Below are 17,021 nucleotides of genomic sequence, written 5' to 3' on the forward strand. Positions count from 1 at the left end.
ATGGAATTGCTTCAGCTCAAATACTTTCAGACTGTTGCCTATACTGAACACATCTCCAAAGCGGCTGCGCAATTGAATATTGCTCAACCTTCCCTAAGCTTGACGATTAAAAGACTTGAGGATGAACTGGGTACCCCCCTATTTCATAGGAGAGGACGAAACATTCAATTGAACTCCTCAGGTGAAATTTTATTGAAACATGTGAACAGGATTTTTATTGAAATTGAAAATGCAGAGATGGAGATTAAAGCGGAGGAACAGCAAATATCCAATACAATCAGGATCTCAATTACGAATACTCGGTTCCTCACAGGTCTCATTAGTGACTATATCAACGCTTCCCCCGAAACCAAGCTTCATCAGGGTATTGGAACCCGCAGTGAAATTATTACAGGTTTGAAGAAAGGCGACATGCATCTGGGGATTACGGGGCATCCGATTCAGGATGAGGAGATTGAGAGTTTTGTCCTGGTTGAGGAGGATATTGTTCTGGTTGTGCCCACGGATCATACATACGGCGGAGAAACAAACATTTCATTAAGTGTTGTTGCAAATGAGCCCTTTATTTCCCTTGCCGATAATAAGGAGTACAGCCGGTTTACCTCCATGCTCTGTGAAAAAGCAGGTTTCCTGCCCAAACATGCATTTGAGGTCGATTCTCATACGCTGCTTGAAATTATCAGGCTTAATCAGGGTGTTGCATTACTTCCGATCTCCGTATGTAGAACACTAGGGTTACGTTATGTAAAAATTGCTGATGATTCAGCGATATATCCTATTAGCCTATCCTGGGTCAAACAAAAATGGTTATCTCCTGCTGTAAGAGAATTTCGTGATTTTATTACTTCGTACTATGAAGACCATGCTGGCTTGTTTAAAGTGGAGTAGGATTTTTTTGAAAATAGTAAAGAGCAAAGACCACATTAGCCCTTTGAAGGAGCTGACGTGGTCTATTATCGTTCTCTATTCTCAGCTATACTGCAGTCTATCCTTATACCAAACGTCCGGAATCATCTTACGCTCCAGTTCCAACAATTCATGGATGATCTTGTCCGCGTCACTGATGGAACTTACGAGCGGGTCGGTGAGCATCGTCCTTCTCAGCTTCTCGTAGCTCTGTTCCAAAACAGCTTCAACCGTAAGCTCATGCGTATCCAGTACAAGTTCTTGCATACCTCTAATTCCACGTGGCATCTCGCCTATATGGAGTGGCTTCACTCCACCCATATCTACATCGCACAGTAGTTCCAGGAACGAATCGGTATTCATATTGGTTACAGCACCTTGATTGAGCGTATTGATGAAGAATTTTTTGCCCAAGTTCCCCACCATGTTCTCAATGATGTCGGTCGCATGATCCGGCCCAAAAGTACTCATGTAATCGGCGATGGGGATGTTCCCTGCAAGAAAGTCATCCACCTGACGCCACATTTCGTCATGACGCTCATACCTGTCCTCTGTCTCCCAGATCGATAATGGAGGAATGGTGTCCTCAGTTTTGCCAAGACCTTGCCAATATCGAACGTATTCCTTCGTATGAGCCGTGCAAGTGGGAATGATTCCGAAAATATCATAGAGTTCGTAGGTAATCGCATCGTTATACAGAGCTTTTGCGCCGCGATCGCCGCCGTTATTCTCCTCACCTGCCATCTTGCGCATGGCTTCTGCGATGGTGGGCATCACATTTTTTTCATCATACTCGGCTTTGAGCAGCCAAGTGAAATGATTAACACCAGCGATGCGAAAATCAAATTTCTGGTCTATTTCTGCGGTGAACTGGCTTGTATTTTCGATGATTCCGGCTCGTACGGCATAATAGGCTTTCTTATGCGGCATATGATGACTATCGCACAGCGCAAACGATTTAAGCTTCGGAGCATATCGATGTAATGCGATGCCATGAACGGTAGACGGGTTAATATAATTGATCACCCACGCATCGGGACACAACTCCTCAATGTCTTTAGCGCATTCCATAATAACCGGCAGTTCACGCATCGCACGAAAGATCCCGCCCGGGCCAATCGTATCGCCAGAACACATGCGAATCCCATACTTTAGAGAAATCTGGCAGTCGATGCCCCGATATTTCACCGATTCTTCCGCAAAGCTGAGTACAACAAAGTCGGCTCCCGGTAGTACCTGTCTTCGGTCCACTGAACCCTCAATCTTTAGGGATACGTTGTTCTCCTTGGCGACCATTTCCGCTAGTTTTACCATTTTCGAGAGCCGTTCCTCGTCCGTATCCACCAAAGCCAGCGTTCCCTGGTTCAAATATGGGGAGTGTACCATCTGCCAGATGGACTGCCGACCAAAAAACAGGCTGCCCGCCCCAATAACAACTACCTTTGGTTGCTGTGTACTTGTAGCATTCATCAATAACCCCTCCTCGTAACGATATAAATTCATTATAGGTGAGTGGGCTGGAATCGGAATGTGTGATAGTTTTCAATACATGTCATATCGTACGATAGTTAACAAGAGATAATTCCTTTGATATGATAGTGAAAAATAAAGGATGTCATAAAGTGGAGAGGAATGAGTTGGATTAGATGCATGCAGGAACTGTAAATATGAGTGTAATCGACGAACTTTCGGAGTATATCACACTTCGCATGAGCTCTTATTTGGAACAAACGCACGACAGCAATTGGACAGAGCACAAGTCTCATTCCGATTATGATCTGTGGTTCATTACAGCAGGCTCCGTCCAGATTACCATCAATGGAATCGAGCATATGGCAGAACCGGGTGACGTGGTGTTTTTTTGTCCGGATATGCCCTATATGGCTTCCACGACCGGAGATCTGTGCCGATTTATATACATGCACTTTGATTTCAGCATCGCTGAGCAAAAGCGAATTCTCGCCGAGTTTCAACTTCCGGGCATTGTAGCCGGCAATCTGATTCAAGAGGAATCAACGCTGTTCACCTCATCCTATCGAAGGTTCAAGCAGAGTAGAGGTGCTTCCGGAAGTCCGCTTTACTTGAAAGCCTCTTTACTTCTCGTCATCGCCAAAATTTTGGAATTACATAGGCAAGGGCTGTATCACGGTGAGTTTCTGAAAGACCGAAAACCGAGGAAGATCGAAGGAAGTCTGGAAGTTCTGCAGAATGTTTTCCCATACGTGGATGCAAACCTGCATCGTGCCATCCGAGTTAACGAACTTGCAGATATTGCCGGCGTCTCTGAGAAATATTTTATTTCTTTGTTCAAAAAAATTCTCGGTATAACACCTGGGCAGTATATCAATCAGATCAAAATGAACCGGGCCAGAGACTATCTGTATGAGAAAAAATATACGATCCAGCAAATTGCCGGATTTCTGGGTTATCCCGATCCCTTTACGTTCTCCAAAGCATTCAAAAAATTCTACAACGTGCCCCCTTCCAAATTTGAATAACATGCCACAGACAAACAAAGAGGCAACCGGTCAATCCGGCTGCCTCCACACTTGATGAATCCTTGGTTATTCCGGGTTTAGTTTACGTACAGGTCCCTTCAGCGTCCCTCGTACTCAAAAGGAGCTTCAGTGGAATACATCTCATGGAAAAATCCTTTGTACGGGATATCCTCTTCCAGACATTTAATGAGATACAACAGTTCTTCGTCAACTTCCGGTTCTTCGCCGGCACGCTGCATTTCCTCAAATTGACCAAGAATATTTTCCAGAAGGGTGACTTGAATAAATAAAGGCAGCTTCTCCAACATCGAATCTTCGATCTTGGTCTCTGAAGTATATCCAGCGAGGGCGGTTTGGAAATAGTCATCCATGAACTGTTTGCGTTTGTCCACATCCGGCTCAAATTGAACCCAGCCTACTCCGTGTGTCCAAAGATCTGCTAAATCATACATATACCAACCAAAGCATGAATTATCAAAATCATACACGGTGATCTGACCGGTATCAAAATCGATCGAGTAATTCCCATCGTTATAATCAAAATGGATCATGCCGAATGTTTCCTGGTTTGTATCCAAACCTTGTAAGGTATTCAGGAGCAAGACCATCTTCTCCTTAAGCAAAGAGAATGATTCAGGTACCAGATTATCGATATATTCACCGCTGTAATTGTCAATCAGATGATGCCGGCGATGGACGGGAGTGTACCCTTTCGATAGCTGATGCATTCTGCCCAGAACTTTTCCGCTATTATAATAATATTCGGTAAGTGGGACCCCTTCACGGTACTGATAATGGTTTTCTACCAGCAACTTCCCCTTGGCCTTCACAAACATACAGACAAAGAATGTATGCTCATCATAAGTGATCTCTTCTAACAAATAGCCCTTTTTTGAGCTGACTACATTCGAGACACTTGCACCGTGCTCAAACAGATACCGGACATACTCCAGTTCGGCAATGTAATCTTCCCGCTTTCTGTCAGGCAAAAAAGACACCCGTAGAATTAACGATTCACGCCCCTCTTGCTCGCAGGTGTAAACGACATTACGTCCACCCTCATGAGGCGAAATAAGCTGAATATTGTAACCCTCCAGATGAAACAGCTCGGGTACCAGCTTCAGTACATGTGTATTGCTGATGTCAACAGCTTTGTTAAAATTAATAATAATCTCCTCCAGTAAACATTGTTTGGACGGTTTCCCGCACTGCAATGTCCACAAAAGGAATCTCTGTAACGCAAATATCCTTTTGTGAACCTAAAGCACAATCACCTTGTTAGACATTGAATTCACTCCTCTTGTTTGAATATCGCAAGTTTATATAATTATCCCTGATTTTACAAGTGTAGAATAAAGAACCGCCCATACGGGCGGCGTGTAAAAATTTTGTATAATTACAGGATTTCTCCGTTCGTTTCAATAACTTGTTTGTACCAGTAGAAGGAATCCTTGCGGGTTCTTTCCAATGAACCGTGTCCTGCATTGTCTTGATTCACGTAAATAAATCCATAACGTTTTCCCATTTCAGAAGTCGAGCAACTAATGATGTCGATGGGTCCCCAACTGGTAAAGCCCATCAATTCCACGCCATCAGCGACAGCTTCTTTCATCTGCTCAATGTGACTGCGCAAGTAATTGATGCGATAAGGGTCATGCACTGCCCCGTCCTCTTCCGGTGTGTCGATAGCACCCAGCCCGTTCTCAACGATGAAGAGCGGCATCCGGTAACGATCATACAATCGGTTCAGCGCGACGCGAAGACCAATCGGATCGATAGGCCATCCCCATTCAGTAGCTTTCAGATGAGGGTTTTTGATCTGACTTACCAGCATACCAGAGTTGCTGTTGTCATTGGGATCATATTTTCCGATATACGTCATGTAATAACTGAAAGCAATAAAGTCCACGGTATTGTCCCGGATAATGACATCATCCTCAGGTGCTTTAACCAGTTCAATGCCATTTTCCTCAAAATATCTTTGCATATAGGATGGGTACTCGCCCCGTGCCTGTACCTCTGGGTAGAACAGGTTCATCTGATCTTCCTTCATCGTCTGCAGAACGTCCTCCGGTTTACTAGAAGCAGCATACGTTTCCAGGCGGCAGATCATACAGCCGATCTGAGCATTGGGCATCTTCTCTTTACCACTTTTGACAGCCAGTGAGCTTGCAACAAATTGATGATGAGTTGCCTGATATGCCACCTGTTCCTGTGTACCTTTAATTTTATCTTCCAGAATGCCGCCGCCAGTATACAGACTTGTCAGCATCATATTCATTTCATTAAAGGTGATCCAGTATTTCACTTTGTCTTTGTAACGGTCAAACAGTGTGTTGGCAAACTTCAGATACAGATCGATCATCTCGCGGCTTTCCCAGCCGTTGTATTTACGAGTTAATTCTACAGGCATTTCGTAGTGCGAGATCGTTACGAGCGGTTCAATCCCGTATTTCAACAGCTCGTCCAGCACGTTGTCATAGAATGCCAGACCAGCCTCATTGGGAACAGCCTCTTCGCCTGTCGGGAAGATCCGTGTCCATGCGATCGAAAGACGAAACACTTTGAAACCCATCTCCGCAAACAAGGCAATGTCTTCTTTGTAGCGGTGGTAGAAATCCACGCCGTTCCGTTTCGGGAAATATACGTCTGTGTTACCGCTCAGGTATTCTTCCAATTGAACAGAATCGACGTCGAAGGTAAAATCCTTGCCATTGCGCTCCTCATGAGGTACGAATGGAGCCATGTCTGAGGTAGAGAGTCCTTTGCCGTCTGCATCATATGCACCTTCGAGCTGATTGGCAGCGGTAGCTCCGCCCCATAAAAATCCTTCAGGAAATGAGTATTTAATTGTTTTTGTCATGTTGTTTCTCTCCTTTTTTTGTATGTGGTATTCATGAAGCTGTCAACGAACGGTGAGGAGAAGCAATTCATTCATTGGAATCACCCCCTTCACCTGAACAGGTACTACATCGAGGTAATCCGGCGTATTGGTTACGATGACTGGTGTCACAAGATCAATACCCGTACCCTGAATGCCATCCATATCAAATTCCAGAAGCAACTCACCCTTCTTCACTTCTTGTCCGGCAACAACCTTCACGTCAAAATATTTCCCTTTGAGCGACACACTGTTTAGTCCAACATGAATGAGAATGTCGATTCCACTGGAGGAGGTCAGCATAATCGCATGTTTACTTTTAGCAACCAACGTGACGGTTCCGTCAAAAGGAGCTGTAACACGTCCATCCTGCGGACGAATGGCAATACCTTTCCCGGTCAATTCCTCGGCAAACGTTTGATCCGGAAGCTCTGAGAGCGGCACCAATTCACCAATGAGCGGGCTGAACACCTCCCCTTTCTTTTCCTCAATGGAATGTACTGTGACAGGTGTTACCATTTCTTGAGAAGAGGAAATGGTTGTATCCTGTTCGGTTAATGTTTGTGTTGAGTCGGACAGGGCGGAATTGCGTGTATTTGGCTCATCCCATTTGAGCAGCAAAGTCACCACGAAGGAAACGCTAAAGCTGATGCCGATTCCGATTAATGCATACCAGAAATTGGACATCCCACCATTCGGGCCAATGTATAACGGAAGTGAAAGCAATCCTGGTACAGCAAAACCGAAGCATTTCAGACCTACTGCGGTTATAAATCCACCCCCTGCTGCTCCACCGATGAGTGAAGCGTAAAATGGTTTTTTCAGCTTCAAGGTGACACCGTACAGTGCGGGTTCAGTAATGCCAAGCAAGGCGGATATACCACTGGATAAAGCAATGGATTTCATTCTTTTATCTTTGGTCTTGAGGAAAACAGCCGTGACTGCACCAGCCTGGCTCATATTAGTTATCAGGTTGATCGGAAGCAAAAGTACGTCATATCCGAGTTTGCTCAGATTCTGCAATGTGCCTGGGAAGAACGCATAATGCATTCCCGTCATAACAATCAGCGGCATGAAGCCGCCAAGAATAATGCCGGTTAACGGACCCGAATGGGCAAAGAGCCAAGAAGTGCCCATTTCCAGATAGATGCCCATGTAATTCCCTAGGGGGCCAATAGCAATTAATAGAATCGGCACCGTGATGACTAGCACAATCATCGAGGTAAAGATGACTTTGACCGGACCGGGAATAAAACGATCCACCCAGCGATGTACATAACTCAGAAGCCACACACCCAGAATAATGGGAATAACAGACTGGGTGTAATTCACAATGGACACGGGCAGAGAGAGAAAACGAATCGGTTCAAGCTGGTTTGCCAGATACGCGTTCAGAATCGTAGGATACAATAAAGTACCTGCAAGCGTCAGAGCGATATATTCATTCACTTTGAACTTTCGGGCTGATGATAGGGCCAGAAGAAAAGGCAAGAAATAAAAGGCCGCATTTGCTATTGAAGACAGAACTTGATACTCACCGCTGTTCTCCTGTATCGCTCCAAGGGTAACGAGCAGTGCCAGAATCCCCTTTAACATTCCTGTACCTACGATGGCAGGCAGAATCGGAGTGAAAATGCCGGAGATCGTATCCAAAACAGCATTAATCCCTTTAGAGCGTGGCGCGTCTGTTTCGGGCTTCGATATGCTACTCTGCTTCATTTGATCCTCGATCTGCTCATATACGGCTGCAACCTGGTTGCCAATGACCACCTGAAACTGATCGTTCTGAAACTGTGCGCCGAGCACACCATCAAGCGCTTTGATCTGTTCCAATTGAACTTTGTTTTGCTCTCGAACGTTGAAACGAAGCCGTGTGATGCAATGCCAGGCTTGGGTAATATTCTCTTGCCCTCCTGTTAACTGGATAATTTCTTTGGACAACTCCCGATGATTCATGTTGCTTCCTCCTTTTTTGGCGAAAAAAAAACCAAATGTAATACCGGCCCGCCGCAGATGCGGAGTCGGAAACATTTGGTGGTGCCTGATCGAATCAGTAACACTCCATATTCAATTCATTTTGATGATGGTATAACTTCAAACAGGTTGTATGAGATCAATCCGTATCGGTACGGGATGTCACTCTCTCGATGTGGATCATGAGATATACCATCTCATCGGGAGTAATCACAAATCCGCGTTGCTGCTCCATCGCCTCCTTTATTTTGAGTGCGCATTGGAAACTGACAGGATACCGCTCCGACAATACATCATATAGAAATTGTTGATCTTTGAACGAGAGCACTTCACGGTTCAACTGACGAACAATGAAGTATCTCAGATGGGTGATGAACCTGGAAAAATCAGCAGATTCCTGATTCAGTGCCATTCCAAAATGTTCAGTCATGATACCTAAAGTGTCATTAATCATCTGTGTAATTTTAATCGTTTGGTTCATACTGCCCGAGTCGAATTGTGAGTTCACGAAATGAAGGGCAATTGAACTTGATTCACCAGATGGCAGTGAGACTAGAAAAGCATCATTGATTTTTTGAACTGCCCATTCTCCGGCACGGTATTCGGCAGGATATAGATGGCGAATGTCCCAATGAAGCGGATTTTGCACATCCACGCCTTTTTTGAAACGATCCAGCGCAAAATGAATATGGTCCGCCAGTGTTAACAGGATCGAGTCATTCAGCTTTTTTCCAATCATCGTCTTGCCTTCTTCAATAATCTGATCCGTAATGTCGATGACTTGCAGAGGGATATCGTTGAGAAATTGCTCGACTCGCTGATATTTATCATTCGAGCCGATTCGGAACATTTTCTGGATTTGGCTCTGCTCAATCGGCTGTCCCTTTACTTTTTTGAAGCCAACACCCGTTCCGATGACAATGACTTCGCAGCCTTCGGCGTCTTCCGCCAGTGCGATGTTGTTATTTAACGATTTTTTAAACCTCATGATGCAATCACCCCCAGTATGCAAAAAGCACCACCAATGTCCAATACACAAGTAATAAACAAACTTGTGAAATCCAGACTTTGGTGGTGCCTGATCGAATCAGTGACACTCCTTATATAGCTGTATCTTATATCAGCTATGTAATCGTTGTCAATACCATTACTCTGGAATTGTTCTGCGTGTGGTTCATCGTGGAATTTCCCTCTATAAATTGTTATCAAAACGCATAACCTATTCATCTGGAGTCTTATTTTCCTGAGCATCATAATAGTATCGAATCAGAATATCCTGATCATAGTTGCCAAAACCTTTGCCAAACAGCGTGAGTCCCCCTCGGCCATCTACTCCTTCTTCCGGTCTTAATCCAAAGGTCCAATAGGTGGATGCACCCAGATTCAGGTCTTGAACGCGCACGTCCGAGATGCGCTGACCATCAATAAACGTGCCTTCCCCGTTAATACGCAGCATTTTCAATACACCATACTGGTTGACATCCAGCTTCCACCATAGTGGCGTATGTTTACCTTTCCGATCCCCGAAATCGCCAGGGCTTGTCCAAGTACCGAGATCATTGCCGTTAAGGGTAAAGCGAATATCAGACGGCCAGTTTTCGTTCACCTTTGGCGCTTCCGAGCTTAATTCAAGGGAAATTTCAATCTCTCGAAGATGCTGATCATTGTACAGATAATTGGGAATCTTATATTCAAGAAAACCTGCTGCCATCCAAAGGATTCCCGCGTTCACCCGATCCGGGTCCATAAAGCAGGCAGGTGTGTCATACTGTCCAATCATCTGCGTAGTTGTCGCAATCCCGCAGGTCGGCCATGCTTCATAATCTGTATATTGACCTACCGGTATGGATATTTCATGGTAAGGAGCGTCAACAGGCTCTGGTGACAGGTTAATAGTCATGAACTCTCGTACGATAAAACAGTACTTATAGGTTCCGCCGTTCTCCCGTTTCATTCGGCTACCGACAATCCCGGCTTTTTGCAGCTTGCTTACATGTGTACTTACAATAGCTTTGCTCAGAAAAAGCTCTTGGGCAAGCGCATTGATATGCATTTCCCTGTTTTGTAGCAGCAGGCGCACAATGTTTAAACGGGCTTCACTTGCCAGTGCCTCGTAAATTAGTAATGAAGCTGCATCTGTCCCAAGCATCATGATGTTCACTTCCTTTTTTGAGTAAAATCGATCTATCCCAATTTCAGGATTCGCTATTTTGCGAACTCATTAAAATGAACTTGCTCATTATATAAGCATTATGATACATATTAAATAACAAATCAATGATTTGATTTTGCTTTTAAGCGAATTCAATATCACTATTACTTCTTTCAAGAATATGAACTCATCCAATGGAGGTACTTACCATGCTTACATCCAAAATGCTTATCGATAAAGACTTTCAGATTGCTGAAGTAGATCCGCGAGTCTATGGTTCATTTATAGAACATCTGGGGCGGGCCGTATACGGCGGTATTTATGATCCAGGTCATCCTACTGCCGATGCTCAAGGTTTTCGTCAGGACGCCATTGAAGCGATCAAGGCTCTGAACGTACCCATCGTTCGGTATCCGGGCGGAAATTTCGTATCCGGTTACAATTGGGAGGACGGTGTTGGTCCGGTAGCGGAGCGTAAACGCAGACTTGAACTGGCATGGTGGACGATTGAAACGAATGCCGTAGGAACGAACGAATTTGCAGACTGGGCCAAACTGGTTGGAACCGAAGTGATGATGGCTGTAAATCTGGGTACTCGCGGCATCGATGCGGCCAGAAACCTGATCGAATACTGCAACCATCCATCCGGCACATACTGGAGTGATCTGCGGATCTCTCACGGTTACAAGGACCCGCATAAATTCAAAACCTGGTGTCTAGGCAACGAAATGGACGGGCCTTGGCAGATTGGTGCAATGACTGCATATGAATATGGCCGTATTGCCAATGAGACAGCCAAAGCGATGAAATGGGTTGATCCGGATATCGAACTCGTCGCGTGCGGCAGCTCCAGCCGTGACATGAGTACATTTGCAGATTGGGAAGCAACCGTGTTGGATCTCACCTATGAAAATGTGGACTACTTGTCCCTGCATCAGTATTACAACAACAATAAAGACAACACGTATGACTTCCTGGCGACATCGCTGGATCTGGATCAATTTATTGATAGTGTTGCTTCAATCTGTGATTTTGTACAAGCCAAGAAACGCAGCAAAAAGAAATTAATGCTGTCTCTGGATGAATGGAATGTCTGGAAATCCATCGGCACAAGCCGTATGGAAGAACGGTGGCAGATTGCGCCTCCAGAGTTTGAAGATGTGTATACACATGAAGATGCACTTGCTGTGGGCTGTTACCTGATTACCATACTCAAACACGCCGATCGTGTAAAAATGGCTTGCCTTGCTCAGTTGATTAACACCATTGCACCAATCATGACCGAGAATAACGGAGCGATCTGGTTCCAGACGACCTATTTCCCGTTCATGCATGCATCCAACTTCGGACGCGGTACGGTGTTACGCTCCATCACAACTTCACCTAAATATGATTCCAAAGACTTTACAGATGTACCTTATCTCGAAGCGATCAGTGTGCATGATGAAGAGAACGGTACAATCACAATCTTTGCGGTAAACAGACATCTGGATGAGCAGTTGGAACTCAACGTAGACCTGCGCTCCTTCGGAGAAACGACATTCGTGGAGCATATTGTACTGGAGAACAACGATCTGAAAGCAACCAATACGAAAGAAAACCCGCGCAACGTTGTTCCTCACAATGGCGGATATACAACGATTGACCAGGGTAAAGTGCAAGCAGTCTTGAACAAAGCATCATGGAACGTGATTCGCCTCAAAACCAAACAGGCATAAAGGCTTAATAACAGCGGAATAGAATCGGTTTCCACTCTGCAACATCAGCATTGTTTTTCGCACCGCGTGCAGCTCCCTGCGCGCGGTGCTTTTTGCTGCATGAGGGTAGTTGGCCCAACTACATAGTTCCAAAGTTAGACGTTTGGTGCGTATTGGAAATCTCAGTTTTTGTTCATCGCAACGAACGAATTTAACGAACACAGGAGAAGCTATGCTGCAGAATCAGCGCCGTTTTCTCACTCTAGCTTGCATTTTGCAGCGAATAGGGTTTGCTGTGTTCGTTAGCACTGAGCAAGCATGCGAAATCGAGCTGGTTCGAATCTCATATACAGCATAAGCAAATAAGCCACCCTCCGTTTGCCGTACGGAGAGCAGCTTTCAGTTAAGCATCTAGCGGAGAAGATAAGGAATAGAACAGATCAGAAAGAGATCAAATCAGAAAGAGATCAAATCAGCCAACACACTAGCAATACTTCCTTCCCAAATGAAAAGAAGGTTGTGTTCTATTTCACGATTTTCATTTTCAAGTATTATCCTCGTTGTGCTTCCTCTTCACCTTCGGCTTCTGCCGCAGCCTGGCTTGCTGGAGTCATCAGCCCTTGAACCGCCCCCATAAATGGCTGAATCTGCTTAATCATGCCATACCCCATTTTGACCACAGGTGTAAACCGCTGGATCATGCCAAACAACCGCATACCACCGCCTAGCATACCTCCAATCGAGCCTGCACCGCCAAGTCCGCCAAAGCCACCTAACAATGAGCCTAGCATAGGCATGAAAGATGATACCTGGGCTTGCCTAGATGTTGAACGAGACATCGACCGGGATCGTACCTGCGACTTACGAGTACTGTTCACCCGTTTATGGTTTCGAGAGGATGCTGTTTTTCTAGTAGCCCCTGCTTTAGGTTTGGTTTTGCGAGCACTGCCTTCAGATGAGAGTGCTGTGATTGCGGCCTGAGTAACCTTTCCGCCCCTGGTCAGAACTACGCCTTCGCTGTTAACGCCAGAGATGTACCCGACGTACGTTTCGCCATTATGAAGAGTCACGCAGACTGGGCGATCCTTTAGCCGTTTCACCCGGACGTGTATTTCACTGGTTTTAGCCATGGAATTCACCTCACTTGACTTGATCTACTTCAGTCTACGCAATGGGTGGACGACTTGCCTGTGCGAATAGTACATCCGTGTGCCGAAATTGAAAAATGACCAGCGCTTTATGGGATAGAAATACACAACAACGAGATGATGCTGGAAATTTTTAGATTGGAGTAATTATTGATGGAAAGATTGCTTTGTGGAACCTCTGCCATCTCCTACCTCAACCTCCGCATATGCTCCGTTCTCTCATTTTATTTCATTTAACTCAGTCGCACATAATTTAGCCGGTCCAGACTTCGCTTTGTTTTGAGTCCAAATCGTTTCTCCACAAGCCACAATGTGTGATTCAAATGTATTCTATCTTCATTCATCGTGATCCGGTGAGGTATGTATGATATGTTCAGGTGCGGCGTTATATCTTTCATATTCTTTAACCAGCATATAACGCTCGACGCCGTTTGAGGCATTCACTGCTTCCTGAGCGTACTGAATTGCTCTCTCGGGATGACCCAATCTGCGTTCAATTTCTGCAAGCAGCGCATATCGCATCCATTGCTTTTTAATCGAATGCAGGTGTTCCCTGACCTGTTCACTCTGCCCGTCTTCATTGTGAAATAGTTTGAGGGTCTAACTCTTTCGGTAAGCAACCTTGTGAAAAGCATTGATATAGCGAAACAGTGCCTCACCATCATCAGGCACATGCATGCTTCTGCCCAGTGGCAGCATCATTGCCTGATATGGTTCTGGCACCATTCTATATTGATGGACATAGGAGGTCAGGATGAACCCGTTGCGTTGCCAGAACTGAATACGTTCCTGATGAGCCCCCGTTGTCCCGGACTCCGCCTCGATAAGTATCCCTTTGATCTCATGTTCCCTTAATGCCCAGGCTCTGAGCTGCTCCAGCATCCAGGTTCCTATGCCCAACCCGCGCAGCTTCTGATCAACTGCGAGGTAGTCAATGATCAGAATGCGGTCCACAGCCTTCCCCTCCAGTCCAGTAACAGCCATCGCAACCACTTTTCCCTGATGCACGCCCGTGTGTAAATAACCAACCCCTCGGTCCAGCATACTTCGCAGAATCACTTTTGTCTTCGCACCGCTTTGAAAGGCCTCATGATAGATCCGCTCCATCCGTGCCCACATTGCTTCATCCCACTCCTCTATAGTAGTAAACTCTAATTCCAGCATCTCGTTCGCCTCCAGAATTTAATTATACCTGCTACTACGATTCAATATAAAATCGGTGCTCAACCTGTTCTCATTATAACGCCAATTTGGTCAGGAATTGTTCAATCTCGTCCATATACCCAGCGGTGGTAATACTTCTTGGAGCAAACAGGAATCTCAGCCCTATTCTCCATTCCGAGCCTGCAATGGATGTAGGAAGCATCGAATGCTCCGTGTTTTGAAAAATCTTTTTGTGAAGCAAATATGACGGCTTGACTTCCTGACGATATGCACGCTCAGTATCCTTGATATCGACGTTGACGTCATCTTCTCCAAGCAATAGCAGGACTGGTGTTTTGAAATTGTGCAAATCCTCCGTTGCATCCACTGTGAAGTTTTTACTCACAAAGTTCCAACGATCCTTGATCATCTGTTCCTCACCTTGACGCGCAAGCCTAATGTATTCCTCATAAGAACCATGACGTTTCAACACATCATTGATCTTGTTATCGTAATCCACCTGTGCTTGTATCTCAGTGGCCGAAAATCCATCCTTGGCCATTTGACTCCGTGTGTTGTATTCTCCCTGTCTCAGCCAATTGATCGCTGGAGAAACGAGAATACTAAATGCGAGATTTTCCTTGCCTGCAAGCTTGGGAATGACCCACCCTGCCTGACTTGCTCCCCATACACCAATTTTAGAACCATCAATCATCGGTTGCTCTTTCGCCCAAGCGATAGCTTGCTCAGCTTCAACTACGCGATCATCGATGCTTTGATTCAGCCAGTTGCCTTCGGAACCACCTATGCCGCGTTTGTCCAGCGACAACGAAGCGTATCCTATGGAAGCAAGAAGCTCCCACAATGGCTTATATCCATCACTATGTGTCGAATCAATCGGACCATCACCATGGATGAAAAGCACGAGTCCCAGCTTGCCAGATTCGTTCTCAGGCAGAGACAGTGTACCTGTCAGTTTGCCTTGTGGGGTTTGAATTTCGATGTGTTGTTCGACCATACTGTAGTCCTGTTGCACAACAATGTACGTTCCTGTACCAACAATTAATAAAATGAAGACGAGTAGTGAAATCCAGATTCTTTTACGTTGAAGCATGATATTCTCCTTTGCGAGTCATATAATTCCATTGTTGTTCACCGAGAAGCATGCCGGTCATCCAGCTTTTTGTACTGTTTTGTGTGTGAAACTGCAGACGTTCGTACATCCGAATGGCTTTCAGGTTGTGACTTGCCACATGCAGACTGAGATACGACATCTGCGGGGATTGCAGCATGTATTGCTGCGCCCAGGCGAGTAATTGTCTGCCAATTCCCTTGCTCTGATGTTGTGGATGCACAACGATATCCTCGATGTAACATTCCTGCGTCACAGGTTCGTGTTTCAGCAAATGAATTCCCGTTAACATCAGAAGGCGTCTCCAAGCGCCGATGTGATTGCAAGCGTCCCACACCTGGGAACCTCTCACCTTTCCAGCGATCTGTTCATGAGAGCACGGCTTCCACTTCAACGACATCGTGCCCACAATGACATCGTCTTCTCGTGCGACCACGCGCAGATTTCCAATATCTTGGGGAACATGATGCAGCATCTGCTCAAAGGCTGTAGCCAGATCTGACAAAGACATTGAAGTGGATCTCTGAAATTTATGTCCAAATCCATAAGCCATCAGTTCGCTGGCTATTTTGTAACGATCAGGCTGGATGCGTTCAATCTGAACGAGATGTGTCATAAGGCAACCTCCTGTTCTATTATGATCTGTGACAGTAATTCATAATGAAGCTTGTCGGGAGTGAACAACGATAAATACGATTTTTCCACCATGAGTAGTGGCCCCTGACAGACATATCCCACCTCTTCGGTGTTAGCATAAAAATGCTGAATGTGAGCAGCCAGTTGTTCTTCATTTTCCACAAAAAGATGACAGGACAGATATGTTCCCGCTGGCAGCACCAGATGATCCGTTCCCTCGATGGCGGGAGTGTACAGGCCTACAATACCGGACGAATCGTAGACATAATGGATATCTGCTTCAAACAGATTGGTGATCTTGTCTTTGTGCTGTACAAGTGTCTGCGCATTCAGCGTGGCAGTAGCCTCCATTTCAAACCATAGCGATAGCGGCGTGGCTTCGCGCTGAATGATTTTACATGCTGTCTCCACCGGATCTGCAAGATGTGCTTTTTCCTCCAATAACTTCTCCATAAAATGCTTGGTCTCCTGAAGTTTCTTAATCTCGGCTTCGGTATCGGTCAGTGCCTGATGAAAGAGCAGTGTGATCTCTTGGGGAGTCAGACGTGTAAGACATTCTTTGATCACTTGAACGGACAGCCCCATCTTACGCAGCAATAAAATATGGGCAAGCCTGTACACTTCATCCATGCCATACATTCGGTACTGATTATCACCTGTGTAAGCCGGATGCAACACTCCCTTTTCCTCAAAATAACGAATTTGATGTACCGATACGTGCATCAGCTTGGCCAATTCGCTAATTGTAATTTCAGCATTCACTGTCATCTCCACCTTCGCTGTTCTTCCTGTACATAGCATAAACCTTAGGTCCGACCTAAGGTCAAGCCTCGTTTTCAATTCAAATCAGTTTT

The 17,021-nt window shown here is 45.4% G+C and carries 15 protein-coding genes; 3 read left to right on the top strand and 12 right to left on the bottom strand.

The window, feature by feature from the left end; translation table 11 throughout:
- Positions 1-888 (top strand): LysR family transcriptional regulator, encoded by an 888-nt coding sequence (locus FE296_RS28335; protein ID WP_124114761.1) that lies wholly within the window; start codon positions 1-3, stop codon positions 886-888.
- Positions 889-969: 81 nt separating this feature from the next.
- Here FE296_RS28335 and FE296_RS28340 read toward each other — a convergent pair whose 3' ends face one another.
- A complete protein-coding gene (locus tag FE296_RS28340) occupies positions 970-2,376 on the bottom strand; it encodes a family 4 glycosyl hydrolase (protein ID WP_150367203.1) in 1,407 nt (468 codons plus the stop codon).
- A gap of 176 nt (positions 2,377-2,552) precedes the next feature.
- Between FE296_RS28340 and FE296_RS28345 the strand changes: the two genes are divergently transcribed.
- Positions 2,553-3,404: an AraC family transcriptional regulator gene (locus tag FE296_RS28345; RefSeq protein WP_150367204.1), complete on the top strand. Its 852-nt coding sequence runs from the start codon at positions 2,553-2,555 to the stop codon at positions 3,402-3,404.
- Between the two features lie 98 nt (positions 3,405-3,502).
- On the opposite strand, the gene FE296_RS28350 is transcribed toward FE296_RS28345, so the two are convergent.
- The 5 genes from FE296_RS28350 to FE296_RS28370 all read right to left on the bottom strand — a co-directional run bounded on the left by FE296_RS28350 (position 3,503) and on the right by FE296_RS28370 (position 10,411).
- Positions 3,503-4,627 carry a phosphotransferase enzyme family protein gene (locus FE296_RS28350; protein WP_223869076.1) on the bottom strand — a complete coding sequence of 375 codons (1,125 nt, stop codon included), beginning with the start codon at positions 4,625-4,627 and terminating at the stop codon, positions 3,503-3,505.
- Positions 4,628-4,800: 173 nt separating this feature from the next.
- A complete protein-coding gene (locus FE296_RS28355) occupies positions 4,801-6,267 on the bottom strand; it encodes a glycoside hydrolase family 1 protein (RefSeq protein WP_150367205.1) in 1,467 nt (488 codons plus the stop codon).
- A 42-nt stretch (positions 6,268-6,309) separates the two neighbouring features.
- Positions 6,310-8,241, bottom strand: a complete 1,932-nt coding sequence (locus FE296_RS28360) for a beta-glucoside-specific PTS transporter subunit IIABC (protein WP_150367206.1) — start codon at positions 8,239-8,241, stop codon at positions 6,310-6,312.
- A 157-nt stretch (positions 8,242-8,398) separates the two neighbouring features.
- Entirely contained in the window at positions 8,399-9,247 is an 849-nt protein-coding gene (gene licT, locus FE296_RS28365) for a BglG family transcription antiterminator LicT (RefSeq protein ID WP_150367207.1), read from the bottom strand.
- Between the two features lie 231 nt (positions 9,248-9,478).
- The gene (locus FE296_RS28370; RefSeq protein WP_124114755.1) at positions 9,479-10,411 is read right to left on the bottom strand and encodes an ArsR/SmtB family transcription factor; all 933 of its coding nucleotides are present in this window, start codon (positions 10,409-10,411) and stop codon (positions 9,479-9,481) included.
- A gap of 209 nt (positions 10,412-10,620) precedes the next feature.
- Here FE296_RS28370 and arfA point away from each other — a divergent pair, with 209 nt between their 5' ends.
- A complete protein-coding gene (gene arfA, locus FE296_RS28375) occupies positions 10,621-12,129 on the top strand; it encodes an arabinosylfuranosidase ArfA (RefSeq protein ID WP_124114754.1) in 1,509 nt (502 codons plus the stop codon).
- Positions 12,130-12,659: 530 nt separating this feature from the next.
- Here arfA and FE296_RS28380 read toward each other — a convergent pair.
- From FE296_RS28380 to FE296_RS28405, 6 genes are all read right to left on the bottom strand, one after another.
- Positions 12,660-13,238, bottom strand: a complete 579-nt coding sequence (locus FE296_RS28380) for a hypothetical protein (protein WP_150367208.1) — start codon at positions 13,236-13,238, stop codon at positions 12,660-12,662.
- A 354-nt stretch (positions 13,239-13,592) separates the two neighbouring features.
- Positions 13,593-13,778: a hypothetical protein gene (locus FE296_RS28385; RefSeq protein ID WP_150367209.1), complete on the bottom strand. Its 186-nt coding sequence runs from the start codon at positions 13,776-13,778 to the stop codon at positions 13,593-13,595.
- A gap of 78 nt (positions 13,779-13,856) precedes the next feature.
- A complete protein-coding gene (locus FE296_RS28390) occupies positions 13,857-14,420 on the bottom strand; it encodes a GNAT family N-acetyltransferase (protein ID WP_124114751.1) in 564 nt (187 codons plus the stop codon).
- Between the two features lie 73 nt (positions 14,421-14,493).
- Positions 14,494-15,513 (bottom strand): alpha/beta hydrolase family protein, encoded by a 1,020-nt coding sequence (locus FE296_RS28395; RefSeq protein WP_150367210.1) that lies wholly within the window; start codon positions 15,511-15,513, stop codon positions 14,494-14,496.
- The gene (locus FE296_RS28400; RefSeq protein ID WP_150367211.1) at positions 15,500-16,147 is read right to left on the bottom strand and encodes a GNAT family N-acetyltransferase; all 648 of its coding nucleotides are present in this window, start codon (positions 16,145-16,147) and stop codon (positions 15,500-15,502) included. Before FE296_RS28400 ends, FE296_RS28395 begins: the two co-directional genes overlap by 14 nt.
- Positions 16,144-16,929: a helix-turn-helix domain-containing protein gene (locus tag FE296_RS28405; protein ID WP_150367705.1), complete on the bottom strand. Its 786-nt coding sequence runs from the start codon at positions 16,927-16,929 to the stop codon at positions 16,144-16,146. The genes FE296_RS28400 and FE296_RS28405 overlap by 4 nt, the downstream gene beginning before the upstream one ends.
- Between the last annotated feature and the right edge of the window lie 92 nt (positions 16,930-17,021).

Source organism: Paenibacillus sp. UASWS1643, assembly GCF_008693195.1.
GTDB classification, from domain to species: domain Bacteria; phylum Bacillota; class Bacilli; order Paenibacillales; family Paenibacillaceae; genus Paenibacillus; species Paenibacillus amylolyticus_B.

Bases quoted from the DNA above. Each gene is read 5' to 3' on its own strand.
- FE296_RS28335 (WP_124114761.1), top strand. From the start codon at position 1: ATGGAATTGCTTCAGCTCAAATACTTTCAGACTGTTGCCTATACTGAA.
- FE296_RS28340 (WP_150367203.1), bottom strand. From the start codon at position 2,376: ATGAATGCTACAAGTACACAGCAACCAAAGGTAGTTGTTATTGGGGCG.
- FE296_RS28345 (WP_150367204.1), top strand. From the start codon at position 2,553: ATGCATGCAGGAACTGTAAATATGAGTGTAATCGACGAACTTTCGGAG.
- FE296_RS28355 (WP_150367205.1), bottom strand. From the start codon at position 6,267: ATGACAAAAACAATTAAATACTCATTTCCTGAAGGATTTTTATGGGGC.
- FE296_RS28360 (WP_150367206.1), bottom strand. From the start codon at position 8,241: ATGAATCATCGGGAGTTGTCCAAAGAAATTATCCAGTTAACAGGAGGG.
- licT (WP_150367207.1), bottom strand. From the start codon at position 9,247: ATGAGGTTTAAAAAATCGTTAAATAACAACATCGCACTGGCGGAAGAC.
- FE296_RS28370 (WP_124114755.1), bottom strand. From the start codon at position 10,411: ATGATGCTTGGGACAGATGCAGCTTCATTACTAATTTACGAGGCACTG.
- arfA (WP_124114754.1), top strand. From the start codon at position 10,621: ATGCTTACATCCAAAATGCTTATCGATAAAGACTTTCAGATTGCTGAA.
- FE296_RS28380 (WP_150367208.1), bottom strand. From the start codon at position 13,238: ATGGCTAAAACCAGTGAAATACACGTCCGGGTGAAACGGCTAAAGGAT.
- FE296_RS28385 (WP_150367209.1), bottom strand. From the start codon at position 13,778: ATGCGATATGCGCTGCTTGCAGAAATTGAACGCAGATTGGGTCATCCC.
- FE296_RS28390 (WP_124114751.1), bottom strand. From the start codon at position 14,420: ATGCTGGAATTAGAGTTTACTACTATAGAGGAGTGGGATGAAGCAATG.
- FE296_RS28395 (WP_150367210.1), bottom strand. From the start codon at position 15,513: ATGCTTCAACGTAAAAGAATCTGGATTTCACTACTCGTCTTCATTTTA.
- FE296_RS28400 (WP_150367211.1), bottom strand. From the start codon at position 16,147: ATGACACATCTCGTTCAGATTGAACGCATCCAGCCTGATCGTTACAAA.